The following is a 26,769-nucleotide window of genomic DNA, read 5'->3' on the forward strand; positions in this document are numbered from 1 at the left end:
CTTCAATAGTGACTCATCTTTTTTGCTCCTGACAACGATCCCTGATCATGGATAAGCCGGTTCAGACTCCTGCTGATGAGCATGAACATTCAAATACCATTCCAGTAATCAATCCGGCTACAGGGGAACTTGTTGGAAAAGTGAACAGCGGAACGGCTGGAGATGTGGATGCAGCAGTAACAAGTGCGTCAGAAGCGTTTCCGAAATGGGCTGTTAAGGATGGAACTGAACGTGCTAAAGTGCTTTTTGGAGCAGCCGCCCTTGTCAGAAGCAGACAAGCAGACCTTGCAAATCTTCTCACCCGGGAACAGGGAAAACCATTAAAAGAGTCTAAGAATGAGATTGCTGGATTTGCAAAAATTCTTGAATACTATGCCTCGATATCCGGGCTATTAAAAGGTGATTACGGTCACTCTTCAGCGTATGGTCATGCGATAGTATCGAGAAATCCACTCGGCGTTTGTGGTGCTATCATCCCATGGAATGTTCCGGCAATTATCATGGGATGGAAAGTGGGTCCAGCCTTAGCATCCGGGAATGCACTCGTCCTCAAACCTGCAACAACAGCCCCACTGACCTGTATGCAACTAGTAGGATGCCTTGTTGAAGCTGGTCTTCCCGGCAATATTCTTCAGATAGTTACCGGGCCAGGCCCGGTTGTCGGTGAGGCAATAGCAGAACATCCTGATGTCCGGGCGGTCTCATTTACTGGTGAGGTTGCAACAGGTAGACGGGTTGCGTCACTGGCGGCCCCGCTCTTTAAAAGAATCACACTCGAACTTGGCGGGAGCGATCCTATGATCGTATGCAAAGATGCAGACCTTACCGTTGCAGCAAAAGGGGCAGTTGCCGGGAGATTCTTCAACTGCGGACAGACCTGTACCGCAGTAAAACGTTTATTTGTTGAATCATCCGTAGAAGAAGAATTTGTCCACAAGCTGGAGACCCTGATCAGGTCCCTTAAAGTTGGCAACGGCCTTGGATCTGATGTTGATATGGGACCGATACACTCCCTTGCTCAACAACATCTGATATCCGGACAGATTGAACGGACCGTAGATGGTGGTTTTGGCAAGATTACAACCGGAGGAAAAGAGATAGGAGAGGGTGACCACACAGGTTTCTTCTTTGAACCGACTCTCCTTTCTGGTCTTGATCCCGAAGCTCCTGTCATGAGAGAGGAGGTCTTTGGCCCTGTTCTTCCAGTCATGCCGTTTGATTCTCTTGATGACGCTATATCTGCTGCGAATAGCACTCAATTCGGGCTTGGCGCTTCTGTCTGGACTCATGATTCTCGTGTTATCAGCAGGGCATGCGAAGAGCTGCAGGCAGGTATCGTATGGGTAAATCAGCATCTCAAACTCCCACCTGAAGTTCCCTTTGGTGGAACAAAAGACTCTGGAATTGGCAGAGAAAACGGCCGTTATGCACTGGACCATTATCTTGAAGAGAAAACAATTCTGATAAAGCCTTGATACCATGGTTGTTGCAGGAGTACATGTATCAATAGCAGGATCTCTTGACCTGGCAGCGAGTCGGGCAAAAGAGCGTGGATGTGACTGTTTCCAGATATTTACGAAAAATCCCCGTGGATGGGCAGCCAAAGAGATCACTGAAAAAGACGCTGAAGCATTCAGAAATGCTGTTTCAACTTCATCACTCTGTCCGGTCTTTGCTCATATGCCATATCTTCCAAACCTGGCTTCAGAGAAACCTGAAATGTATTGCAAATCGGTTGATGCCCTTGTGCTTGAACTAAGCCGGTGCTCTCTTTTGGGCATTCCGTATCTTGTAACTCACCTTGGTCATGCCGGGGATGATGTCAGACTTGGTCGGGACCGGGTCGTTGATGCTGTACTAAAAGCCTTTGATCAGGATATTCCTGCTGTTACTCTCCTGTTTGAGAACACCGCTGGTGAACGCAACTCGGTTGGAAGCAGACTGGAAGAGATAGCTGAAGTACTGGATAATGTGGGAGATAAAAACCACACCGGGATATGTTTTGACACCTGTCATGCATTTGCTACAGGATATGATCTGAGAACTAGTGATACGATTGCAAATGTCGCAAACCAGATAGATGATCTCTTTGGCATATCACGAATCAATCTCATCCATCTGAATGATGCAAAAGGTGAATGTGGCTCAGGCCTTGACAGGCATGAACATATTGGATGCGGGGCCATTGGGAAGCAGGGTATGGCAGCAATACTTCACCATCCGGATTTTTGTAAAATACCGGTAATATGCGAAACACCGGTGGATGATCGGCGCGGCGACGCTGAAAATATCGCTGAAGTACGTCGCCTTGCAACATCTACCTTTCATGAACTGTAATTATATAGCCTTAAAAGCCTCGTCTCATTGAAATATTCGCACTTTTTTATATTTTTAATACGCTATTTCGTGCGCCCAAGCGGTTCAAAGTACCCGGCTTTTTCTGCTTTACCATGGAAAAAAGAGGTCATAAGCCGAGAACCTTATAGCCGACCGGAGGAAATCTTACTAATATGGCGTTGGCCGGTGAAGGGGTTTATTTGAGGTCACCTCTTCCGGAAAGCGGTAATCAGGTGTAACTAATATGAGCAGGATGGGACAGATCAGCCGGGGGGTAATCCTTCTGGTTGTCATGGGGGCACTTTTTGGGACAATGGCTGCTGCCCAGCCGATAAAAGCACCAGCGGTGATAACCACTCCCGGTGTGTATGAACTGAGTGACGATGCCAGGGATATTACTGATATCTATGGTATCCAGATTCAGTGCTCAAATGTGGTAATAGATGGAGCTGGTCATTTCCTTGGTGGTGAGGAGCGGGAAAAGTCAGCAGGTGTGTTCGTCAATCAGTACGGCGGTTCAATAACCAATGTGACGGTGAAAAATCTCAACCTGGAAAACTGGGAGAGCGGGATTGATTATACCTATGTAAAAGGCCAGAAGGGCGATTCAAACCTCATCACCAAATGTGATATTGTGAAATGTGATGTGGGCATTCGTGTTGAATACTCAGATTATGTCAAGGTTGAGGAGAACCAGCTCCATGACTGCTCATCGGGTGTAGTGGTTGAGGGACTATCAACAAATACTGATCTAAAGAAGAATACCATCAAGGGTTGTGGCCAGGGAATTAGTGTCACTAACTCGCAAATGACTACTATTGAAGAAAATACCATCAATACCTGCAAGGTTTATGGGGTCGAGGTTACCGATTCTGAAGGCACTATTGTAAAGAAGAATGGAATCAGCGATAATAAGTATGCAGCATTAAAGATTGAGAACTCAAAGGAATCAGAGGTTAATGGAAATACTCTTTCTCAAACTGAAGTAGGTCCAGTCCTTATTATCGGTAACGATGTCCATAATGCCGTGATCACAAATAATTACTTCAGTTCATTTGAGAACGTTCTGGTTGATGATGTCAGCACCGACATCTCATGGAATACGACCCAGAAACCAGGCACCAACATTCTCGGTGGTCCGTATCTTGGGGGTAATTATTGGGGGTCTGCAGCCGGTGGTAAGGGATACTCAGATTCAGCGGCAGATAAAGATGGATTTGGTATTGCAGATAAGTCTTACCGGATAAATGATTACAATATCGACTATCTCCCACTTACCCACACTACTGCAACCAAGGCTCCAGAAGAACAGGAGATAATTCCTGATGCAAATGTCACTAATACAACCCCTGATACTGCTTCTAATAAAACATCAGAACCTGAATTAACGCCTGTGAAAGATTCTGAAAAACCATCTATATCAGAAAATATTTCAACAGTCCCCTCAGTGAAGGAATCTTTGACTCCGACACCCATGGAAAAACAGATAGAACAAAAAAATGTTACTAACGTCACAAATACTACAAAGTTTGCCAATGTGACCAATGTGACTACTATAACCCCGGTCCTGACAATAAATGACTCAATTCTGAATAGATCCGTTGCCAATGGATATCCAACAGAAATCAGCCAGGTACTCCAGGTAGCGGGACCCGTTAATGGTTCCAATACAGTAGATGCCTTTAAAGTTGGGAACAGATCTTCACAATCTGGAGGATTGAACACCTCTTCAGTAAACCAGTCCTCTGAAAAATTGGATTTTCCTGCACAGAATGGATACCTAGTGTTTCTGGTATCAGAGGCAGGTGGCAGGGTGATTCTGACGACCACAACGGGTTCAGAAATAAAACTCGATCCAATGCAGCAGAAGAATCTGACGGTTCCTGTTCCAGTGGGTGGGTTTGAATACACTACCTACCGTGTTGAAAAAGATGGATATACTCCGGTTTCAGGATCAATCTCACCATATCCTGGATCAGGTCAGACAACAACGATCACAGTTTCCCTAACAAAGCACGCCTCTAATGCAACCACTCAGTCTGGACCTCAACCTATCCAAAATGGAGTAAAACAATCGGATAAGATAAATTCTACACCAATTTCGAACACTACCGAGCCTTCAATCCAGAAAAATACTTCCGTGTCTTCAGCGAACAAGACTGAATCAGCAACTCCCTCACATGAAATCAGAAACCAGACTCCGGGTGTAGCCATCATCTCTGCTAATCAGACCCTTATACCGACCGTCAATGCCACACAGCCTCCAACTGTAACGGTCGTGGCAAATGGTATCAATCAGACTACATCTTCACAGTTGTCTCATGTTATTGAGGCTTCGGCAGGTCCCGGAGGTTCGATCAGTCCGAATGGTTCTGTAAGTGTTGAAAATAAAGGAGCCAGTTCATTCATCGTTACAGCTGATGATTCTCATAAGATCTCATACTTGGTGATCGATGGTATCAAAACGAGTCCGATGTCCGAATATCGGTTCATTGATGTTACCTCTAACCATACCATTATGGCAGGATTTGCCTGAACCGGGGTTGGGTACTCAGGTATCCCCTTCTATCCCGGAGGGGGCGCTTTCCCAAAATATATCTTATAATTCAGCAAAATAAAAAAATCAGGCCTCAATACTGGGTGTTATCTTTATCTTGCAAAAAAACGTTATTTGTACCATGAACCCCTCTCCCTGGTATTGCATACTGTTGGTGCTCCTTCTAGCAGTATCTGCAGTTGGTCAGGGGGAGGCAGTTGACTCTTCTGGCGGGGTTGTATCAACGCAAGTCACTACACTTGCATCTCTTGAAATTCCTCCCAAAGCAACAGTCAGCACTACGGTCAAAACAACCATAGCTCCGATTCATACTAAAGAGCCTGTTATTAAACCACCTGTAGATCAGTCGTCTGTTACCCCTTCTGGTACTCCTACCCCAGAAATACCACAGGTCAAACCAACGCCAACAGGTGTAAAAGCAACAGGAACTCCGGAAGGAAAACTGACCGGAAATCTCAATGATAATGAATCAGCTTCAACTTACTTTCAGTGGGGACGGGCATATGAAGATGCAGGTGATTATTCTGCCGCTATTGAAGAGTATGACCGTGCTATTGCACGTGAACCCTATTATGCGGATGCCTGGTATCACAAGGCACTCTGTTATGAGAGTCTTGGTATGTGGGACGAGGCTTATCAGTCATATAGGTTTCTTCTGACAATAGATCCCGGGTATCCTGCAACTGCAAATAGTACGGGTATCAGAGTAAACAATACTACTGATCATCGGCCAGTCTCTGCTCCACCTCCTCAAGGTAACCCCCTGATCTGGATTGCATCAGGAGTTGTAATTGCGGGGCTTTTTGCTGCAGGTTTTGTTCTATATCATCGAAGGAAATTCCTGGAAGCTGTGAAAACAGGTGAAATCTCTATTTCGACCCGTTCACTTCAGACAAACCCGGGACCATTTCCCGATCTAGATGCTATTGCTGCTGATGTTGAACCCTACTTTACCGGTGATCCAGAAATATTCAAAGTTGTCCTACGGCTCTCACTTGAGATAGCCCGGGAGGGGAGAGAAGGCAAGCCTGTTGGAACTGCGTTCATCCTCGGAGATAGCAATGCGGTCCTTGAACGATCAAGACAACTGATTCTGAATCCTGTTTCCGGCCATTCTGAAGAAGACCGGTTGATAACAAACCCTGATATGCGAGAGAATATCAAAGAGTTATCACTCGTTGATGGAGCGTTTGTAATACGGGAAAATGGTATTGTTGAGGCCGCCGGACGGTATATCTCTATTGATACCAGTGGAGTCACTCTGCCAAAAGGATTTGGGACCCGGCATGTTTCAGTTGCTGCTATCACCCAAGAGACCGATTCCCTTGGAATTGTAGTGTCAGAGAGTGGTGGAGTTGTTAGAGTCTTTGCCAAAGGAAAGGTTATCGTTGAAACGATGTGATCTCATTCTTGTGGCTGGCAGCGATGATCTTTCATTCCTGTTTTTAATACCATTGAAATGGTTATCAATATCTTAATCCTCATTATCCGTAATCAACGATAAATCTAGATATATTCGTTTTTGTTCTTTATCTGGTCAGATAATTAATATAACTTTTTAAGGAAGAAAAGAAAGGCATTGTCTCTGTACGTTACTGATTTCTTGTTCTTCAGAAAAAAAAATTAAAAGGAGATGTCAGGTCTCTTTTCAATATCTTCCCCAGCAAATTCCAGGTACTGAAGTTTGATAAGACCCGCTAATTTCCCGATGAAGTTCGAGGGGATTGTATCCATCATGGTGTTGAATTGCTCGGCAACGTTGTTTGCTGTATACCTCTGCCTGGCGATTTCATCTTCCACCTGTTTTACCGAGTCCATCAGGGATGTAACGGTCTGGGAAGTCTTCAGGTCTGGATAATTTTCCATAACTGCAAAGAGTCTTCCCAGCATAGAGCGCGATTCAGCCTCAATTCCTGCCAGATCTCCTGCGCCGGCAGATCCAACTGATGCACGCATAGCAGTTACCCTCTCCAGGGTATCTTTCTCAAATGCGGCATATGATTTTACTGCGCCCAGGAGTTGTTCGATCATATCAAGGCGTTTTTTAAGCGCAACCTTGATCTGTCCCAGTGTAGCCTCATGTGTGTTCTTCAGGCTGAAGAACCGGTTGTAAAGTGATACAGCCCAGATAACAAGGCCTATTATTGCCAGTACAACGACACCGGCGACGATTAGGAGGATCATAGAGATCAGTTATTATCATCTCCTCTAATGCGTAATATTTTACCCCTTCATTTATTTTTTCAGGGAATCGAGGTTTACATGGGCAGGTCAGGAGACGAACGGTTGATAAATCCACGATACTCGCTGTCGTACCAACTCATGTCTATCCTACTCATAATCGGTATCATCCTTATTTTAATCGTCTTTTCTGCACTTTATCTAAATAATTCACGCTCACTTGAGAATGAGTTCATTATCAGCCAGAATTATACTGAACAAAGTCTTAAAACGTCGGTTCGGCTATTGGAGGAGACCCTTTTTATATACGATGCTGCCTATGAACCCTCTCTAAAGAGAGCCACGAATGAGTTTTACCAGGAGTTTAATTCAACCGGCTATGAACCTGAAAAATTGGATCTTCAGGTTTTGAAGTCCAAAATTAAGAAAGACCTCAGTTCTCAGGTTGATCTGTATGTAATAAATGATGAAGGCGTTATTATCAAAAGCACAGACGAGTCTGAAATTGGTCTGGACTTTAAAAAATATCCCAAATTTTATGATAACCTTACTGCCATTCGTCTTGGAAATTCCTATGTATCTGATACCATTGTAAAAGCCATAGGGAGTGGGGAGTTCAGGAAGTATGGGTATCATCCGACCCCGGATCACCATTATATTCTGGAACTTTCACTAGATGTTGATGATCAGATAAAGAAACTGAATCTGTCTTCATTTTCCACCATTTCTAACACCTATACTCAGAATGTCCCTGGTATAAAGTCTGTTTTTGTGTTTGAAAAACTTGCTTTATATAATAATGATCCCATTGCAGGTCTCCAGTACTCTGATAACTATCTGGTCCCATATACAGAATGGGATGACAGGCTTCAATATCTAAATCAAACATTTAAAACAAAGGGCAGTATCTATGTTAAAGTGCCTGGTACAACCCAATACCGGAAGTATATTTATGTTTCTTCTCCAGAAACAACAGGTCCCTCCTTTTCTGAACTTGGCCAGGTCATTGAGATCACATATGATATGCAGAATCTCCGGAATCATCAGAAGAATGCTTTTCTGACATATCTTATGGGAGCAATCTGTTGTATCATTTTGGTCATTCTGGTAGCATTTGGGGTTACCCGATACATCACTCATCCGATTGATCAGATTGTCGCAGATATTGAGATTATATCAGATGGTTCTTATGATCATCCGATTTCTCATACCCATGGATTTGAGTTCGGGCGTCTTGAAGCTAGTATTGGAAAGATGGTTCGCCGTCTTAAAGATGACATCATCAGTATCAGACAAAAGTCAGAAGACCTGGATAGGGAACTTGGGCAGCGAGTCGCTACTGAGGAGTTACTTCGGACAGCTAATCGGAAATTGAATCTTCTCTCAAGCATCACACGTCATGATATTCTCAACCAACTGTCTGTGATGACGGGAGCTCTTGACCTGTTATCTGAGGAGAATAATAGTCAATACCTTATTGGAATTATCCAGCGGTCTGTTACAAATGTACATAAGCAGATCTCATTCACGAAGCTGTACGAGCAGATGGGTTCACATCAACCAATCTGGCAGCGAATGGCAGATATGGTAATTCATGCCAGAGAAGGAATCTCTCTCCACGGAGTGAAGATAGAGGATAATACCGGGTCACTAGAGATCTACGCTGATCAGATGGTGAATCGTGCTATCTTTAATCTCTTTGAGAATGCAGTCCGACATGGTGGTGAAGTATCTTGTATCACTCTCGATTTCACATCAATAGGTAAAGAGGGTATTCTGGTGATCTCTGATGATGGATATGGTGTACCGGTTGGTGAGAAGGAGAAGATCTTTAACCGGGGATACGGCTCCAACACCGGGCTTGGCCTCTTTCTGGTCAGAGAAATCCTTCACATAACTGGAATGACCATAAAAGAGAACGGGGCTGCCGGTTCAGGTGGGAGATTTGAGATACATATTCCTGAAGGTGCATGGCGTACATCAGATGATGAAACTCCTTAAACTCAAGGAAGAGGCCTGAATTATCTTATTTGAAAAGTTCTTTCTCTTTATCCTTCTGTATTGCCTGATAATTATCCATGAGTGTTCTGATGAAGACATATTGACTTCCGAGATGCTTTTTCTCAATGCTATCGAGAAGTATGTATGGCAACTTCATTGTTGGTATGGGGTTTGGATCAGGTTTGGATGAAATAGGTTGATCCTAGAAGAGTCCATACCATCATCACCCTGGCTTTTTTTCAGTGTGATGACCCAATTATCTGTCACAGATCCCCTGTACCTGGGAATCGTCTTTTCTTTCAAGAGATACCATAGACCTTTATATTCTGCTCGCAGAGATGATCCAGCGAAGCAACACTCTCACTATTTGTCCAGTCTCCATTGGCAAACCGGTGTTTGTGGAGCAGTTCTTGGAGCAGGTTATGAATAACCGTAAATTATTTGTCGGCAACCTTACGTATTCAGTCCGGGAAGGACAACTGAAGACGTTGTTTTCCAAGTTTGGAGAGGTTATTAGCGTTCGGATTTTGGAGAAGAAGGGATACGGGTTTGTGGAGATGGGGAGCATAGAACAGGCCAGAGCAGCCCGTGAAGCCCTGAGTGAAACTGAGTTTGAAGGTCGTAACCTGCTAATCGATGGTGTCAGACCTTTTTTGAAGTCAAAAAAGGGTCCATCAAAATCAGGACAGAGAGAAGGCTCCCGTGGTTCACCCTCAAGGTCTGGTCCCCATCAATCTAAACCAGGATCCGGGTCCGGGTATCATGATCGAAGGTCGGGTCAGTCCACGAACAGGTCCGGAAGACCTGGCCAGCGATCATCACCTGCCAGAAGATCGTCAATGCCAGCAAGACGTAACAGCGGCCCTGGCCGGAGATCCTGATCTTTAGAACTATATTGAATCCTCTCAGTTTTTTTGATTATCGAACTGTCTGACTACCTCAGGGAGGCAGGTCACTACTCCCCTGATTCCTGAAACTGTTAGGGTCATGAGAATAGCATCAACAACCTCTTCCCTTGTTGCACCCATTTGTTTGGCCATCGGAATATGTGCCCGTACTGCTCCATCATCACCGGCAGCTGCTTTCATAGCGATGTAGATGAGTTGTTTTGTCTTTCCGTCAAGGCCGCCTGACCCGGCAACCGCTCTTATCAGGTTGTTAAATGCAACAGCAACTTCAGGTGCTTCCTGTTGGAATAATTCCATTGGATTCTTATCCATAAATGATATAGAATCCGGTAGATTATCAGTTTATATCACGATAATTAGCTCAAGAATAAGCGGCTTTTTTACGGTGACTCCACCTTCTGTGTTCTATGAGTGTGGGGCAAATTCCTTACGGATAATGATTAAACGTTTTTTCGCGGTTTCTGCACCTACCCCTGGTGATGAAGTGGATTGGAAGATCTGAAATATTACCTGGATCTATGTTACCGATGATGAGGGATTCTGTGTTACTGTAAATCATATTGAATTGTATGTACCAAACAGATCGAGTATCTTAAATCTTTGGATGATATCCTTTCCTCTCGTAGTTTTATACCACCATTAAATTTTCTTATTGTTCAGGGCTATTTCTGGTTTGTCTGCTGGAAAAAATTCGGCAGCCAGATATCTGTATCAATTGATACTCTATCTATGGGAGAGATACTGGCAGGTGAGCCTGACATGATCTCATCACAGATACTGGTTACTCTTGTTCAGGTTATTCAGAAAGCTGCTTTTATTGATAATCAGCCGGTGGATCTAGGGGATGGCCCACTCCTAACAGCAGCAGAGATTCATCTGATTGACATGGCAGGAAGATATCAGGGTGATACGATTTCTGATCTAGCTGTTCGTATGGGTGTCACAAAGAGTGCAGTATCCCAAATGGTTCAAAAACTGGTTGTGAAAGGATACCTTATTCGCGGTCGTGAAGAAGGAAACCGGAAAAATATTAGTCTCCATCTAACTCCAAATGGAAAAAAAGCCTTTGAATGGCATAAATCTCTTCATTCAAACGTTGATAAGGAGATCATTTCATATCTGGCTGCATTATCAGATCATGAACGAACGATCCTGCTTGAACTCCTTGTCAGACTTATGACAACAATTGATCACTCCCTTCTGATACGAAATGATCATATTCGGGATTTTCTCTCTTCATATTCTTCAGAATCCTCTGATATTCCTTAAGTACTGATTAGTTCATGTCTGTATCAGTATGGTAAAGTATCTTAATCATTCCCTCAATAAACTAATGATGGGGCTGATGAGATACCTTTCGGGATCATCAGGCCTAGTATCGGTGAAAAGATGACAGATCATAATTCGATTGTAAATTTTTCTCCACTTAGTATTACTGACGGACCTGATGTGATTTCAATTTTTAACTATTATATTCTGAATAACAATGCGGCTTTTCTGGAACAACCGGTTCCGGATACCTTTTTTGAATATATGCTCGGACTTCTTGGTTTGTTTCCATCAGTGGGCATCAGGAGGGATGGCCATATTATCGGGTTTGGAATGCTCCGCCCTCACAATTCGATGCCTGCGTTTGCACACACAGCCGAGATCACCTACTTCATACACCCTGATTATACCGGGAAAGGAATTGGTGGAGAAATATTGTCGTATCTTGAGATGAAAGGTCGTGAAATTGGGATATGCAATATTCTTGCCCAGATCTCCTCACTGAATGAAGGAAGTATTAGGTTCCACCACAAACATGGGTTTGTTCACTGTGGCAGGTTCATGAATGTAGGAAAGAAGAGTGGAATATTCTTTGACACGGTCTGGATGCAGAAGAATATCTGACCGGTTTACCCTGATTTCAACCTATCCTGATTAATATTTTTGATGCCAAGGTATTAGACAACTCTATGTTGTCTGTCCTGTATGTGGATGATGAACCAGGTCTTCTTGATATTGGAAAGATTTTCCTGGAACGGGGAGGGAACCTTGTGGTTGATACTGTCTTATCCCCATTACAGGCTCTTTCTCTCCTTACTGAATCCACGTATGATTGTGTGGTTTCAGATTACCAAATGCCTGAAATGGATGGGCTTGAATTCCTAAAAGAAGTCCGGAAGGCCTGGCATACCCTTCCCTTCATTCTCTTTACCGGAAAAGGGAGGGAAGACGTGGTAATTGAAGCTCTGAATAATGGTGCTGATTTCTACCTGCAGAAAGGTGGCGAACCAAGGTCACAGTTTGCGGAACTTGAATATAAAGTCAGACTGGCAGCTGAAAGGGTAAAGGTTTCTGAGGAACTGCGCAACTCTCAGCGTATGCTGGAAGATCTCATCGATTTCCTTCCTGATCCGACGTTTGCAATTGATCTTAATGGGAAAGTTATCACCTGGAACCGTGCAATAGAGGAGATGAGCGGTGTCAGAAAAAGTGAGATCATTGGGCAAGGAAACCAGATCTATTCGGTGCATCTCTTTGGGGAGAAGGGTCCACTCCTTATTGACCATGTCCTTCATGACTTTCCTGAAACCACGGCGATGTATCCAACAATTACCAAAATAGGGAATAAACTTATTGCTGAACGGTATGTTCCGATGCTTAATGGAGGTACCGGGGGATATTTATGGCTTGTAGCTTCCCCGATTTACAATTCTGAAGGCACGATTATCGGTGCAATAGAGTCCATTAGAGATATTACAACTAGAAAAAAAGCAGAAGAAGATGTTAAGACAGCATATGAACAGCTTGCAGCTGCTGAAGAAGAATTACGTCAGCAATTTGAGGATCTTGCACGGAATGAGAAGCAGATCAGGGACAGTGAAAGGCGTCTTAATGATATAATCAGTTTCCTTCCGGACGCCACCTTTGCTATCGACCTGAGTGGAATTGTTATCGCATGGAATAATGCAATTGAAGAGATGACCGGAATTGACCGATCTGAAATACTTGGAACCGGTGATTTCTCATATGCTGAGCCGTTCTGGGGCTGTAGAAGGCCGATGCTCATTGATGTGGTGCTGAGGAGTAATCTTTCGATTGAAAATCATTACAAAAAACTGACTAAGAAGGGCGACAAGTACTTTTCAGAGATGGAAGTACCTCACATATATGGAGGCAAAGGTGGGTACTTCTGGTTTACTGCAACCCCACTATATAATTCTGAAGGAGAAGTCATTGGGGCAATTGAGTCTATCCGTGATGTGACGGATCACAAACGTGAGCAGGATGAACTTAAAGCAGCGTATGAGCAGCTCACGGCTACCGAAGAAGAATTACGGCAGCAGTATAAGGACCTTGCCTGGGGAGAAGCTCGCATCAGGGAAGATGAACGGTTTATCAGAGACGTTTTTTCAAGCATTCAGGATGGCATTACAGTTCTTGACACTGATCTTCGGATCATTAAGGCTAATCCGGCGATGAACAAATTTTCAAAAGATGGCACGTCTGTCACCGGACTGAAATGTTATGAAGTATATTATCATTCATCAACCCCGTGTGAGGATTGCCCTGCTATCAGGACATTACGAACCGGACATCCTGCTCACAAGATAATCAAAAGGAGAGGGGCTGAAGGGACGGTGGGTTCACTAGATGTATACTCGTATCCACTCTTTGATTCTGCAGCCGGAAAGATAACTGGTGTTATCGAATATGTCAGGGGGATAACTGATCGGCTAAATACCTCTGAAAACCGTGACTCTGGTGATGAAAATCCGAACTCCCTTCAGTAAGTATGGCCCGCCTGAACTGGAAAAAGTATCAAGATCAATTTGATCACTTTTCTGCTGAACTTCTTTCCGAAAATTCTCCTGGTGAATGTGCTATCCTATCAAGAATTCACAATATCTGCAAGGGTGACCCTGCTGTAGATCTTCTGATACTCGGAACCGAAGCACCCCTGATTGCATTCCTTGAATTCTTGTTTGCCCGGGCTGAAGGACCATATTCGTCTGTTTTTCCACTATATGCTCACCTTATCGGGTTGGTATTTAACATCTCTTCTTCTCTTAAGGCTCTGCTCAATCTCAATGCTGCCGATGCGATAGGCAACATGATCCTGAACAAGCGTGGCAGGCTAAAATTTGCAATTGCTGATCAACTCGAACTCTCTCTCCTGTTAGAATGGTGGCCTACCTTCGGTCTAGCCCCGATAACGGCTCGTCAGGTTTTTGAGGCAGTTCTGCAGAAATCCGATGTTAGTCACCGGATCAGATCAGAAGAACCCGACCTCCTCCTCAGGCTGCTTGAGGTCTTTCCAGAGTTTCAGTCAGAGTTTTTCCCTCCTGAAAAAACCCCGGATGATTTGCTTATAGGTAGACAAAATATCTCTCCCCTCCCTTCGCAGAGAAGATACCATCGTCTTTATGCAAACCTTCTTGAGCAGGGTCATGATCTCCGGCAGATGATCAAGGAGGAGGAAAACCGAATTCTCCCGATACAGATGCGCAGAAACACGTTTCTCTCGTTTCTGGTGAAACAGTTGCATAACGGAGAATGCCAAATATGTGCCATAACTGACAACTTAAGGGATTCCACCTGCAAATCTCCGATCACCGTACATCACATAATACCGCTCTCTGAAGGAGGCGCTGATAATGCCAGAAATATGCTGGTTGTCTGTCTGGATCATCACCAGGAAATTCATAATGGTCAGATTCAGGTACTATTGGGTGACCAGATTGAGGTCATACATTCTGGCGGAAAGTGTATGATACCATCAAACCCCTGATGTACCAGCAACGGAAAGGCAGATACTCATCCTTTATTGGTATTTATTCCTAAGGTACTATTCTGGTGTGCTGTGAATGCAGTCATAATTCTTATTATCGCCATCTGTGTTTTTGCTCTCGGGTACCGTTATTACGGTCTGTTCATCGCAACACGTGTTCTTAAACTCGATGAAACGAGACGAACCCCTGCGGAGTCAGAGAACGATGGGCATGATTATTATCCTACTAATAAATACGTCCTGTTTGGTCATCACTTCGCAGCAATTGCAGGAGCAGGACCTCTCGTAGGACCAGTTCTTGCAGCCCAGTTTGGATACCTTCCAGGACTATTATGGATCCTTATCGGAGCGGTTGTTGGGGGAGCGGTGCATGATGTTGTCGTTCTCTTTGCATCAGTCAGGTATCGTGGACAAAGCCTCTCTCTCATCGCAGAGGATCTTCTTGGCAAACGAGCGGGGATAATCGCTTCTCTTGCAATCATATTTATCCTGATGCTCACACTCGCCGGTCTCTCCCTTGCTGTGGTAAAGGCTCTCTACATGAGTCCGGTAAATACTCTCACTGTGCTCTCAACCATTCCGATAGCACTGCTCATGGGGTATTATATGAACAGGATTCGGCCATTTGACTACCTGGGAGGAACAATCATCGGCATTGTCCTCTTGAGCCTGGTCATCATTGCTGGCCCTATTCTTGGTCATCTCCCGTTCATATCTTCTTTATTTACCCTCGGGGAGATTCCTCTCAGAGTCATGATCCCCATATATGGGGTATTAGCAGCAATTCTGCCAGTCTGGCTTCTACTCTGCCCAAGGGATTACCTTTCGACATATCTTAAGATAGGTACCATTTTGATTCTGGCAGTTGGAATTTTTATTGTTCAGCCAGAGATCCAGATGCCAGCGGTTACTGAATACTTCAATGGAGGAGGCCCCATTATCCCAGGCCCTGCGATTCCATTTTTATTCATCACAATTGCCTGTGGAGCTTTATCGGGATTTCATGCCATCATCGGTACTGGGACGACACCGAAGATGATAACAAACGAACGCGATATTCTGCCGGTTGGGTACGGGGCAATGCTCATGGAAGGATTTGTTGCAATAGTTGCCCTTGTTGCAGCCAGTTCCATGATTCCTGCTGATTATTATGCCATCAACGTCCCCCCTGCCGTCTACAGCACACTTGGGATGGTTCCGGTCCAGCTTCCGGAACTTGAACAGATGATTGGAGAGACCCTTTCCGGCCGTACCGGTGGTGCTGTCTCCCTTGCAGTTGGAATGGCATCAATTTTCTCAAGAATCCCATTCATGCAGGGTCTCATGAGTTACTGGTATCATTTTGCAATTTTGTTTGAGGCTGCATTCGTCCTCACTGCAGTAGATACCGGAACACGTGTTGGGAGATACCTGTTACAGGAACTAGTTGAAAGAGTTATTCCGCGTTTCTCTGAAAAAAGGTGGTTTCCCGGCATCATCATCACCAGTATTGTCTTCACCTTCTCCTGGGGATATCTGCTCTACACCGGTGAGATATCAACCATCTGGCCATTATTCGGGATGTCAAACCAGTTGCTGGCTGCAACTGCCCTTATTGTGGGAACTACCCTTCTTATCAAAATGGGGCAGAAACGGTACATGTGGGTGACTGCCATACCGGGGATCGCGATGATCCCGATTACTCTTGATGCGGGGTATCTGAATATCCTAAATTACCTGAAGATGGAATCTGCAACCGGGTATCTTCTCACCCTAATATCTATTGTACTGATGATCCTGATGGTTTTGGTTTTGGCAGAAGCAATCTGGAAGTGGCATGTTTTGCTCGGGAAAAAAGTATCTATATAAGGTCCGGTGGCCTTGGTCTTTCCATGGGTTTCTTCTTTACAACCTTATGACCATATCATCCTCTCCGATGATAAGGTCATCCCCCATTATTACAACATTTCTGATGTCTCGTCTCTGTGTGATGCTGGTATAGAGATCAGCTGCAAAGTGAACGAGTGCCAGTCTCTTTGCACCTGCTTTTCTGGCAGCATCAATTGCCATCTCCGGGTTCATATGTGGCCATGCTGGTGTCTCTTGTCCGGGAAGATAGGAGCATTCGGAGATCAACAAGTCAGTATTTTGGGCCAGTTTTATGTAATTCTCACATGGGCCGGTATCGGTACAGAAAGCAATGATCTTTCCGAGTTCAAACCTATATCCGTAAACCATCTGGGTATGGACAAGAGGAGCTACAGTCACAGGAACTTCACAGACTGTTCTTCCTTCAGGGAGATCGGTGATAGTCACGTGATATGGCAGTTCTGCAACTGGAACAGTGAATGGATACCCTATGAATGATGTGAGGAGATCTCTGGTGCCTGGTGGTCCATATATTGAAAGCCCTTTTGCGAACCTGAAGCGTGCAAGGGTATGGAGTCCACTGATATGATCCACATGAAAATGTGAGAGGAAGAGGCAAGCCGGTGTTTGAACTTCAGGGCAGATGTCTGCGACCTTGTGTATTCCATCTCCAGCGTCCAGGATTATTGCTACCTCTGGTGTCTGGATGAAGATGGAAAGGGTATTTCCGGTTTTTGTTGGGTACCAGCCGTTGGTGCCTAGCAGGGTGATAGTTATTGATGTCATTCACTACCTAACTCATAGGTTTTACCATGTATCAAGGGTAATCATCTCTTTTCTACAAAAAAACCAGATACCTTAATCCGCAAAACCCCATGGAAAAGAATATCTGGTTATCAACGAGAATACCCACACTGATAGGGGGGGGCAGATCATTGATCTCTGTGCTGTATGTTGATGATGAGCAGATGCTTCTTGAAATCTGCAAAATATTTCTTGAAAAAACCGGAGAACTACAAGTACAAACAGAATTTTCACCCAGTCGTGCTCTTGAGCGTATACAACATGAGGTCTTTGACGTCATTGTTTCTGATTACCAGATGCCTGGAATGGATGGGATCGAGTTTTTAAAACAAATCCGTGGTAGTGGAAACACTATTCCTTTTATAATCTTCACAGGGAGAGGCAGAGAAGAGGTAGCGGTTGCTGCACTAAAAGAAGGTGCAGATTTTTACCTGCAGAAAGGGGGGGACCCCACATCACAATTTGCCGAAATGAGCAACCATATTCGTCAGTTGGTTCGTCGGCATCGGGCTGAATCTGCATTAAGGGAGAACGAACAGAAGTACCATACTCTCTTTGATTCAGCTTTTGATGCAATTCTTCTTCTGGACAATACCGAGATAATTGAATGTAATCCACCTACTGCTGCTTTGTTTGGGGTACCATTGGAAGCGGTCATCGGACGTTCCCCAATGGATTTCTCTCCTGAATATCAGGAAGATGGATCCCTTTCGAAAGAGAAGGGTTCAGCCCAGATACAAAAAGCCCTCTCTGGAAAACCCCTGTTATTTGAATGGAAACACCAACGGGCTGATGGAACAGTATTTGACAGCGAGGTCAGTCTGACCAGGATAATGGTAAATGAAAAAAACCTTCTCCTCGGAATAATTCGTGATATCACTATCCGCAAAAGAAGCGAGGAAGAGTTACGTAAAAAAGGAGAAGAACTCGCAGCCTCATATGAGGAACTTCTCTCAACTGAGGAGGAACTTCAGACACAGTATCAAACAATTGCCCAAAATGAACAGGCACTGAAGTCTAATGAAGCTAAATTAAATGCTATCCTGCAAGGTTCTCCTATTCCTCAGTTTGTGATAGATACTGATCACCGTGTGATTCATTGGAATAATGCCCTTGTTGTTTCAACTGGCATTAATGAATCAGAGATTATTGGAACAGATCAACATTGGCGTGTCTTCTACAAGGATAAGCGGCCTTGTCTTGCTGATCTGCTTCTTGACAGTCATGAGGATCATCTACAGGAATGGTATGATGACAAAGTTGTCAGATCAACAATTGTGCCTGATGCCTATTCAGGTGTTGATTTCTTTCCTCATTTGGGGAAAGGAGGGATTTGGTTCTCTTTTACTGCAACTCTCATCAGGGATGACACTGGGAAAGTAATCGGGGCCCTTGAGACCCTGGAGGATATCACAAGTCAGAAATTGACAACTCTAGCTCTGACAGACAGTGAATCCCAGTACCGGGGCGTTATTGAAAACCTTCAGGACATATTTTATCGAAGCGATCTTGAGGGTCGGCTAGTTATGGTAAGCCCGAGTGTCCTTGCTCTAATGGGGTATAAAACACTGGAAGAATGTCTTGGCAAGAATATCTCTAATGAATTTTATGCAGATCCCACCGAGCGAGACAGGTTCATTGCAGATGTCTATAGAAATGGATCGGTTTCTAACTACCTTGTAACCCTGAAGAAACATGATGGAACTCCGGTTCCTGTATCTACAAGCAGTCACGTCTATTATGGGGAAGATGGAAACCCCGCAGGTATTGAAGGGACTTTTAGGGATATGACTGAGCAGATTGAGACTCATGAACGACTCAAACGAAATGAAACAATCCTTTCTGCAGTGATAAATGAGTCCCCAGTCCCCCTTTTTGTTATAAACAGTAGTCATCAGGTGATCTATTGGAACAAAGCACTTGAGAAATACAGCAATGTAACTGCCGATGAGACCATAGGAACTAATCATCACTGGCGGGCATTTTACCATTCTGAACGTCCCTGTCTTGCAGATCTCCTTGTTCAGGAGGAGAAAGATGAAATACCCCGGTGGTATCTGGGCAAATATGCCCCTTCTAGGCTTATTGACGGTGCTTATGAAGCAGTGGATTTCTTCCCTGAAATTGGTGAACAGGGTTGCTGGCTCTACTTTACTGCTGCTCCTATCCGTGGCTCAGATGGTGTCATCATCGGTGCAGTCGAGGTTTTGCAGGATATTTCTGATCAGAAAGCTGCAGAGGAAGAGATTCAGACATTAACACGGTTCCAGGAAAGTATCATCATGAGTGCCAATGTCTGGTTGATGGTACTAGATAAAGATGGGAAGATTGTGATCTGGAACCATGCCGCTGAAGAGATAACTGGATATGCAGGGAGCGAAGTTTCAGGTCGATCCTGGATATGGAAAGCACTCTATCCTGATCCCATATATCGACAATCGGTGACTTCTGCGATATTCAGAATCATCAATAATAATCTGTTCCTTCAGGATTTTCAAACCACCATCCTGACAAAAACTGGTGAGCAGAAAGAGATTCTATGGAATACGAGGAAACTTGTCGGTTCTGATTTTTCAGCAGAAGAATTTGTAGCCATTGGAATAGATATATCGGGGAGGATTCGTGCCGAACAGGCATTAAGAGATAGTGAGAATACCCTGCAGGCTATCGTAAAAGGTTCACCGATTACTCAGTTTGTGATTGATCAGGACCACCGGATCATCTATTGGAATACAGCTCTCGAGGCTTATTCACACCTTACTGCTGAAGAGATGGTAGGAACTGATCAACACTGGCGTGCTTTTTATCATGATAAACGTCCCTGTATCGCAGATCTGGTAGTAGATGGTGCTGATGCTACAACGAACACCTCTTTTCCTGAACATTATGAAAAATCACAACTCATTGAAGGAGGATATCAGGCGGTGGATTTCTTCCCGACAATGGGTGGAGGTTCATGGCTCTTTATTACCGCTGCCCCGATTAGGGATGATACAGGAAAGGTGATAGGTGCAGTTGAGACCCTGGAAGATATCACTGAACGCAAGATGGTAGAAAACTCCCTACTTGAGAGTGAGGAGCGGTTTAGGACAGTTTTTACTCTTGCAAATGATGCAATTTTCCTATTCAGGATTATTAACGGGAAACCTGATGGGTTTGTTGAAGTGAACGATACCGCTTGTAGTCTGCTTGGATATCAGCGTGAAGAACTTCTTAACCTCTCCCCATCTGATATTTTTCATAGTGATTCGAAAGCTCGTGAACATAATAACATGAGTATGCTTCAGAAATACGGGCATGCAACCTACGAATCTATTATTTTGACAAAAGCAGGTGACCCAGTCCCCGTAGAGATCAGTTCCCATTCATATGAGTTTCGGGGAGTTCAGATGGTTCTCTCAATAGGTCGAGATATTTCTGAAAGAAAAAGATTCGAGTCTGCAATTCAGAACGCAAATAAAAAACTGAATCTTCTATCAAGTATTACCCGTCATGATATTCTCAACCAGTTGACTGTCCTGAGTGGATATCTTGATCTTTCTGAAGATGTAGCAGATAATGATGAGAGCCGGGGACTGATCGCAAAAGAAAAGAAGACTGCTGACACGATAACAAGGCAAATCCTCTTTACCCGTGATTACCAGACTGTTGGAATTCAGTCTCCTTTATGGCAGAATCTCTCTTCAGTGATCCAGAAAGCAGCCCATCTGCTTGACACCAGAGAGGTTACGATATTAATAGATATTCAGAACTGCGAAATATTTGCGGATCCGCTGCTTGAGAAGGTCTTTTTTAATCTGATTGACAATTCTCTCCGGTATGGAAAAAGTTTGACTAAAATCTCCTTTTCCATTGAGAAACAGGAAGATCAGACCGTTTTAATATGTAGCGATGATGGTGGAGGTATTCCTCTGGCAGAGAAAGAGAATATCTTTAATCGACGGTATTTTAGTAATACCGGATTTGGACTCTTCCTCTCCCGTGAGATCCTCTTTATTACCGGATTGTCTATCATAGAGAGCGGAGAATTTGGAGTTGGGGCACGGTTTGAGATTGTAATCCCACCTGGTGGTATCCGCTCCTTGTAGGTACATTAACCTGTCGGGAATGGAAGATCGATGTAATTTCCATGTTTTACAGCTTCAGATGCTACTGCAAGGTCGGTTATGGCAATCCCGGTTGAGTCAAATATGGTGACGGTCTCTCTGCTACTTCGTTGTATTTTTCCAACCAGTACTTCTCCGAGAGTTCCTCTAATACTATCCGGGGAGATAAAACCACTGCTTATTGGTACGTTTACCTCTCCTGAATGAATTGCCTGCTCAATGTCATCAACGAATATTTCAGCTCTTCTAAGAAGAGTTGACTCAAGTTCCTGTTTTCCTGGTGCATCTGCCCCGATTGCATTGATATGGGTTCCATCAGAGATCCAATCGTTCATAACAACAGGTTTTACTGATGGAGTCGTGGTCAACAGTACATCAGAATCAGCGGTATGTTTCGGGCTAGTTATGGTGATATCTAATGTCGGGAATTCAGCAACCAGATGTTCTGCTGTCTTCAGGCTTCGTGACCAAACCCTGACTGATTCTATCTCCAATACCTCCTTAATAGCTAAAAGGCCTGACCGTGCCTGTTGTCCTGCGCCAATCATGCCCAGAGTTCCTTGTTTCATCGGAGCAAGAGTACTTGTTGCCACTGCAGCAGCAGCACCTGTGCGAAGGTTAGTTAGCCCGGTTGCATTAAAGATAGCAACTGGTCTTCCTGTTGGTGGATCGAGAAGGATGATAGTTCCCATCACAGTTGGAAGACCCTGTGCCCTGTTATTTGGGTGGACATTCACCACCTTCACACCGGCAGTTTTCAGACTCGGAAGGTACGATGGCATAGTCCTAAAATCTCCACCTGGAAGTGGGACATAACTCTTTGGTGGCATCGTGCAAATTCCGTTTCCATGATCCAAAAATGCCATTTTCACAGCATTTATTACATCTGACATCTGGATAGAAGATTCAGGTGCCGGGTAGTATCGCATGGTATGAGATCGTGACAAGAGATCAAAAAAGTTACGAAAAGAGCCTAAACCTGTAAAGTATTACTTTCCTCGACAGGTTATACAGTTCTTTAAAAAGCGAATAATTTCAAGGACAATGGATCCGACTGCCCCAAGGGAGATCACGATGATAATGAGAGCAACAAGCGACATATTTTCCTTAATCACCGGGATAGTTCCAAGGAAATATCCAGCTAGAGTGAATGTACAGACCCATAGGATGCCTCCGCAGATATCATATGGAAGGAATTTTTTATATTCCATTGCTCCCATTCCCGCAATAAATGGGGTAAATGTCCGTACAAACGGTGCAAAACGTGCAACGATGATAGTGAGCGGACCGTATTTTTCAAAGTATTCGTGGGTCTTGTCAAGATGCTCTTTTTTGATCATCGGTAGGTTTAGTTCAAGAATTTTCTGACCAACAAACCTCCCGATGAAGTAGTTTACGTTATCTCCAATAATTGCCGCAGAGGTGATGAGAACCAGAAGTAAGCTAATATTGAGCCCTCCAACTGCTGCAACAGTTCCGGAGATAAAGAGAAGTGAGTCGCCGGGAAGAAATGGAGTTACTACAAGCCCGGTCTCGCAGAAGATTATTACGAACAGGATTCCGTAGATGAGGTTTCCGTATGAAGCCACCATCGCAGGAAGATATTTGTCAAGATGAATGAACAGATCGATAACTCCAGGGAATGTTTCCAACATGTGATGATCTGTTACCTATGAGTGGTAAAATACCTTGTTGCCTGATTACAGAGCCTTTGTATCCTGCTTGTCTGTTTCATCCCGGTTACCTGATAAACGGCCTCAGTATCCGGTAGAGCAGTCCTGGTTGAAGGCTAATAGCATGTGAATCACACATCTCATGACAACAATAACACCTGATACACGTATTTTTGTCAAATATTGGGTACCCATCTTGAAGATTCACCGCACTTACCGGACATATTCGCTCACATTTATGGCATCTGGTACATTTATGTCTGATAAGGTGAGGATGCAGGGTGTACGATCCCGCCAGTCGATATACTACTGGACGGAACAGGCTTCGAATCCATGTGCTGTTACCTCCTGGTATTTGAGTTTGAGGTTTTATTATATCAGGTCGGGTTAGTTCCTGAATCGTTGCCCCTTTAACATCTATACGGCTCTCATCGGTCAAGCCCTTCTCTTTTGCAGCTTTTATGCTCCCAATTGAGAGAGGTTCAAATCCTATGAGTCTTGCTGCAACAATATCAGTGGCTATGTAATCAGGACTTGCAAGAATAGCTCCCAGGTGAGCAGGAGTTCCTGCCATCGGACCATCACCTTCCATGATTTCTATGGCATCCATCACCTGAAGTATTGGTTTTACACAACGGTTCAGGTCAATGAGCATCTTTCCAAAGAGGAGATCATCCTGCATCCGTGCATGATATGGTGGCTTATCAAGGCCCGGGATTGCCCCGAACATGTTCTTTGTTGCACCGGTCAAGCCAGTGTAGATATGGGTCTTGAGTTTTGAGACGACAACGACAGCATCGGCGTCAAGGATTGGCGAGATGATCTCGAATTGCCTGACAAAGAATCCATCTGGAAATGAAACTGTTCGTGAAGAGGTATCTTTGTTTAAGGTCACATCAGGGCAGGTACCTAGTTCAGTGTATCCTGCAAGATCATAGGCTTTGATAAGATTTCTGGGTTTATATGGGATACCGGCCCCTGGACTGTCAGCGATGGTGACGGTGCAGCCATGTCCGGTAATAACAGTACAGACTGCCTTCAATACTGCGGGGTGGGTACAGACTGCTTTTGAAGGATCAGCTCCCATAAGGAGGTTGGGCTTTACCAGGACATGCATACCTGGTTTTAAGAATCTGTTGATCCCACCTGCCAGGTTGATGGCATCCCTGACAGCCTGTTCTATCAGATCCTCATCATACTCATCACACCTGACCAGCCCAACCGGTATCTTTTCAACGTCTTCGAGCGTCATTTCAGAAGGTCTATTCTTTCTTTTCAGCTCGTGATGCCATGTATTTGAGATAACTCACCCTTTCGTCTTCCTGAGGTTCGGACGTATCCTGCTTCCGTTCACGATTAGGTCTTGGTGAGGATTTTGTTTTCTTAGACCCCTGGTATGGATGCGGGTTCTTTGGTGGGGCTTCTTTTATTTTCTTAGGCTTTGCTTCGTTGGATCTGCGGTTAGAATCTCCCTTGTTTCCCGGTTGACTGGTCTTTTTTCCCTGGACCGGTGACTGTGAGGGTTTTCTATTAGGTTGATCTCTACTCTCTTGTTTCCTTTTAGAACCTGTTTCTTGCGTGTTACGATCTGAAGGTACTGCCTTCTGGCTCTTTTGATCGGAGACCGGAGCTGCATACTGGCCGATACGGACTGCTGGCTTCTCCGGCTTCTGTTCAGGTTTTTTAGTTTTTTTGAACTCATCTGTCACATCGACAAGATGGTGAGCCTGCTCTGCTGGCTTGACAGATACTTCTGATCGAGGTTTCCGGTCAGAATAATTTCTCGTGTCTGGCTTTCGCTTTGGCCTGTGGGGCTCATCAGATAACGAAGCCCATTTCCTGGGTTCTGATCGTTTTGATGGTACACCATCGATGAGTAGTCTTCTTCCCTGGAATATTGATTCACTGAGGGTGTCTTTTATTTTCTGAGCCTGTTCGGGTGTCCCCATTTCAATAAATCCGTATCCTTTGCCCTGCATTACTTTGACATTGATGAGATTGCCATAGGGGGCAAATAAAGTTCGTAACTGGTCTTCAGTGACCGAGTAATGCAGATTTCCGATGAATAATTTATTCTTGTTCATGATATCATAATGCTTTTTTTTGGGTTATGATTAATAATAATTAGAAATTTTGAGATTCAAAGACCTAATGTCCTGTAATTACATGATCTGTAATACCGGGTAACTACGTATGCATCTACTGCTGATGATATGAGGTTACCCTCTTCTCCTGTTTTATTATCACGGAGTATCCGCCTGTAAAAACCGCGATTTTGTGGTCTATTAATACTCTTTTAGTCCTGATATGGCAAATCCTTTGGTTTTATGCAAAGGCTTTACACGTCATGGATGAAAAATTGTAATTATTAATGGTCTGACCTGGTTCATACTCTGGTCTCTTACCATCGTGGTTGGTAATAATATCTAGCCCTGACCAGATGAGAATAGGAATTATCCGGTTTTCAAAATGTGTGATCAATCATGGATCTCCTCCCGATTATTGAGAGTATTCTCACCCTTTTTATACTGATAGCAATAGGGTATATCGCATACCGCACGGGGGTAATCACCCGCTCTGGTGTGACTGGTCTGTCATCACTTCTAGTAAACATCACTCTCCCCTGCCTGATTATTGAGAGTATGCAGGTTCCTGTAACTCCGGATCGTATTCATGAGATCGTGATCATTTTCACGATAGAACTTGTTGTGTATGGAATATCATTTATTGCGGCATTTTTGGTTCCTTACTTTCTTTCAGGCTCACAATTTGAGACCGGTGTATTTAGATTCATGCTTATCTTCTCTAACCTTGGGTTCATGGGTTACCCTGTCTGTCAGGCTCTCTTCGGGCATGAGTCTCTCTTTTACGTGACCCTCATCAATATTCCGTTTGGACTGCTTGTTTTCACAGTAGGTGTCTTCCTTCTTCGTCCTGATCTTGCAAGGAATCCTGACCTCAAGCGTATCCTCTCTCCTGGTCTGGTGTCATCTTTGCTTGGACTTCTGCTCTTTTTTGCAGGTTTTACGATCCCGTCGCCTCTTTCAGACTCGATCTCAATGCTCGGGTCAGTGACCACACCGCTCGCGATGATTGTAATTGGTGCTCTTCTGGCTCCATTGCCATTCTGCTCTATGTTTGGTGACTTTAGAATCTGGGTGGTATCTGCCTTCAGACTTGGTATCATACCTTTGGTCGTTCTTTTTCTGCTTCGCCCGTTTGTTTCAGATCCCCTTCTTCTGAGTGTTCCTGTTCTTCTGGCTGCCATGCCCATTGCTGCCAATACAGTACTTCTTGCTGAAGAGTATGGAGTGAATGCAGAGATCGCATCAAAGGGGGTATTTTTTTCAACAATCCTTTCTCTTGTAACCATTCCGGGTGTTGCCTTGTTTCTAGGTGCCGGGTAAACTTTCTGATTGGATTATCTACCTGGGTAAAATTTTCTTGATCTAATTGCAATTCAGAATACTATTCTTGAGATTTAATTTCAAACATGAGGATATTTTCACGTATTATCTTGAATTAATAATGCTACGGACATCCGTAATATATTAATAACTACGGGTAGCCGTAATAA

The 26,769-nt window shown here is 44.2% G+C and carries 20 protein-coding genes; 13 read left to right on the forward strand and 7 right to left on the reverse strand.

Features of this window, described 5'->3' with window-relative positions:
* Positions 1-47: 47 nt before the first annotated feature.
* The 4 genes from DK846_RS11355 (at position 48) to DK846_RS11370 (ending at position 6,296) form a co-directional block, all read left to right on the forward strand.
* On the forward strand, positions 48-1,475 hold the full coding sequence (locus DK846_RS11355; protein ID WP_109969072.1) for an aldehyde dehydrogenase family protein: 1,428 nt from the start codon (positions 48-50) through the stop codon (positions 1,473-1,475).
* Positions 1,476-1,479: 4 nt separating this feature from the next.
* On the forward strand, positions 1,480-2,337 hold the full coding sequence (locus tag DK846_RS11360; protein ID WP_109969073.1) for a deoxyribonuclease IV: 858 nt from the start codon (positions 1,480-1,482) through the stop codon (positions 2,335-2,337).
* Between the two features lie 244 nt (positions 2,338-2,581).
* Positions 2,582-4,873 (forward strand): NosD domain-containing protein, encoded by a 2,292-nt coding sequence (locus DK846_RS11365; protein WP_109969074.1) that lies wholly within the window; start codon positions 2,582-2,584, stop codon positions 4,871-4,873.
* A gap of 175 nt (positions 4,874-5,048) precedes the next feature.
* Positions 5,049-6,296, forward strand: a complete 1,248-nt coding sequence (locus DK846_RS11370) for a diadenylate cyclase (protein ID WP_181391745.1) — start codon at positions 5,049-5,051, stop codon at positions 6,294-6,296.
* Between the two features lie 221 nt (positions 6,297-6,517).
* Here DK846_RS11370 and DK846_RS11375 read toward each other — a convergent pair whose 3' ends face one another.
* Positions 6,518-7,078, reverse strand: a complete 561-nt coding sequence (locus DK846_RS11375) for a LemA family protein (RefSeq protein WP_109969076.1) — start codon at positions 7,076-7,078, stop codon at positions 6,518-6,520.
* Positions 7,079-7,156: 78 nt separating this feature from the next.
* Between DK846_RS11375 and DK846_RS11380 the strand changes: the two genes are divergently transcribed.
* Together DK846_RS11380 and DK846_RS11385 are read left to right on the forward strand one after the other, a co-directional pair.
* Complete coding sequence (locus DK846_RS11380) at positions 7,157-9,076, forward strand: HAMP domain-containing sensor histidine kinase (RefSeq protein WP_181391746.1); 1,920 nt, start codon at positions 7,157-7,159, stop codon at positions 9,074-9,076.
* A gap of 338 nt (positions 9,077-9,414) precedes the next feature.
* Positions 9,415-9,957, forward strand: a complete 543-nt coding sequence (locus tag DK846_RS11385; protein ID WP_245926532.1) for an RNA-binding protein — start codon at positions 9,415-9,417, stop codon at positions 9,955-9,957.
* Between the two features lie 24 nt (positions 9,958-9,981).
* Here DK846_RS11385 and DK846_RS11390 read toward each other — a convergent pair whose 3' ends face one another.
* Entirely contained in the window at positions 9,982-10,296 is a 315-nt protein-coding gene (locus DK846_RS11390) for a carboxymuconolactone decarboxylase family protein (protein ID WP_109969078.1), read from the reverse strand.
* 288 nt (positions 10,297-10,584) lie between these two features.
* Here DK846_RS11390 and DK846_RS11395 point away from each other — a divergent pair, with 288 nt between their 5' ends.
* The 5 genes from DK846_RS11395 (at position 10,585) to DK846_RS11415 (ending at position 16,609) form a co-directional block, all read left to right on the forward strand.
* Positions 10,585-11,253: a MarR family winged helix-turn-helix transcriptional regulator gene (locus DK846_RS11395; protein ID WP_109969079.1), complete on the forward strand. Its 669-nt coding sequence runs from the start codon at positions 10,585-10,587 to the stop codon at positions 11,251-11,253.
* Between the two features lie 120 nt (positions 11,254-11,373).
* Entirely contained in the window at positions 11,374-11,877 is a 504-nt protein-coding gene (locus DK846_RS11400; RefSeq protein ID WP_109969080.1) for a GNAT family N-acetyltransferase, read from the forward strand.
* A 65-nt stretch (positions 11,878-11,942) separates the two neighbouring features.
* On the forward strand, positions 11,943-13,763 hold the full coding sequence (locus DK846_RS11405) for a response regulator (RefSeq protein ID WP_109969081.1): 1,821 nt from the start codon (positions 11,943-11,945) through the stop codon (positions 13,761-13,763).
* A 2-nt stretch (positions 13,764-13,765) separates the two neighbouring features.
* The gene (locus DK846_RS11410; RefSeq protein WP_109969082.1) at positions 13,766-14,761 is read left to right on the forward strand and encodes an HNH endonuclease; all 996 of its coding nucleotides are present in this window, start codon (positions 13,766-13,768) and stop codon (positions 14,759-14,761) included.
* A 72-nt stretch (positions 14,762-14,833) separates the two neighbouring features.
* Positions 14,834-16,609, forward strand: coding sequence for a carbon starvation CstA family protein (locus tag DK846_RS11415; RefSeq protein ID WP_109969083.1), 1,776 nt, complete (start codon positions 14,834-14,836; stop codon positions 16,607-16,609).
* Positions 16,610-16,645: 36 nt separating this feature from the next.
* Here the strand turns inward: DK846_RS11415 and DK846_RS11420 are convergent, their stop codons facing one another.
* Positions 16,646-17,395: an MBL fold metallo-hydrolase gene (locus DK846_RS11420; protein WP_109969084.1), complete on the reverse strand. Its 750-nt coding sequence runs from the start codon at positions 17,393-17,395 to the stop codon at positions 16,646-16,648.
* Positions 17,396-17,553: 158 nt separating this feature from the next.
* Between DK846_RS11420 and DK846_RS11425 the strand changes: the two genes are divergently transcribed.
* Positions 17,554-21,501 (forward strand): PAS domain S-box protein, encoded by a 3,948-nt coding sequence (locus DK846_RS11425; protein ID WP_245926546.1) that lies wholly within the window; start codon positions 17,554-17,556, stop codon positions 21,499-21,501.
* A 5-nt stretch (positions 21,502-21,506) separates the two neighbouring features.
* On the opposite strand, the gene DK846_RS11430 is transcribed toward DK846_RS11425, so the two are convergent.
* The 4 genes from DK846_RS11430 to DK846_RS11445 all read right to left on the reverse strand — a co-directional run bounded on the left by DK846_RS11430 (position 21,507) and on the right by DK846_RS11445 (position 25,276).
* Positions 21,507-22,448 (reverse strand): ornithine cyclodeaminase family protein, encoded by a 942-nt coding sequence (locus DK846_RS11430; RefSeq protein WP_109969086.1) that lies wholly within the window; start codon positions 22,446-22,448, stop codon positions 21,507-21,509.
* Between the two features lie 60 nt (positions 22,449-22,508).
* The gene (locus DK846_RS11435; protein WP_109969087.1) at positions 22,509-23,174 is read right to left on the reverse strand and encodes a DedA family protein; all 666 of its coding nucleotides are present in this window, start codon (positions 23,172-23,174) and stop codon (positions 22,509-22,511) included.
* 85 nt (positions 23,175-23,259) lie between these two features.
* A complete protein-coding gene (locus tag DK846_RS11440; RefSeq protein ID WP_109969088.1) occupies positions 23,260-24,444 on the reverse strand; it encodes a DUF362 domain-containing protein in 1,185 nt (394 codons plus the stop codon).
* 10 nt (positions 24,445-24,454) lie between these two features.
* Positions 24,455-25,276, reverse strand: coding sequence for an RNA recognition motif domain-containing protein (locus DK846_RS11445; protein ID WP_109969089.1), 822 nt, complete (start codon positions 25,274-25,276; stop codon positions 24,455-24,457).
* 399 nt (positions 25,277-25,675) lie between these two features.
* Between DK846_RS11445 and DK846_RS11450 the strand changes: the two genes are divergently transcribed.
* A complete protein-coding gene (locus tag DK846_RS11450; protein WP_109969090.1) occupies positions 25,676-26,599 on the forward strand; it encodes an AEC family transporter in 924 nt (307 codons plus the stop codon).
* Positions 26,600-26,769: the final 170 nt, after the last annotated feature.

Source organism: Methanospirillum lacunae (assembly GCF_003173355.1).
Lineage (GTDB): Archaea > Halobacteriota > Methanomicrobia > Methanomicrobiales > Methanospirillaceae > Methanospirillum > Methanospirillum lacunae.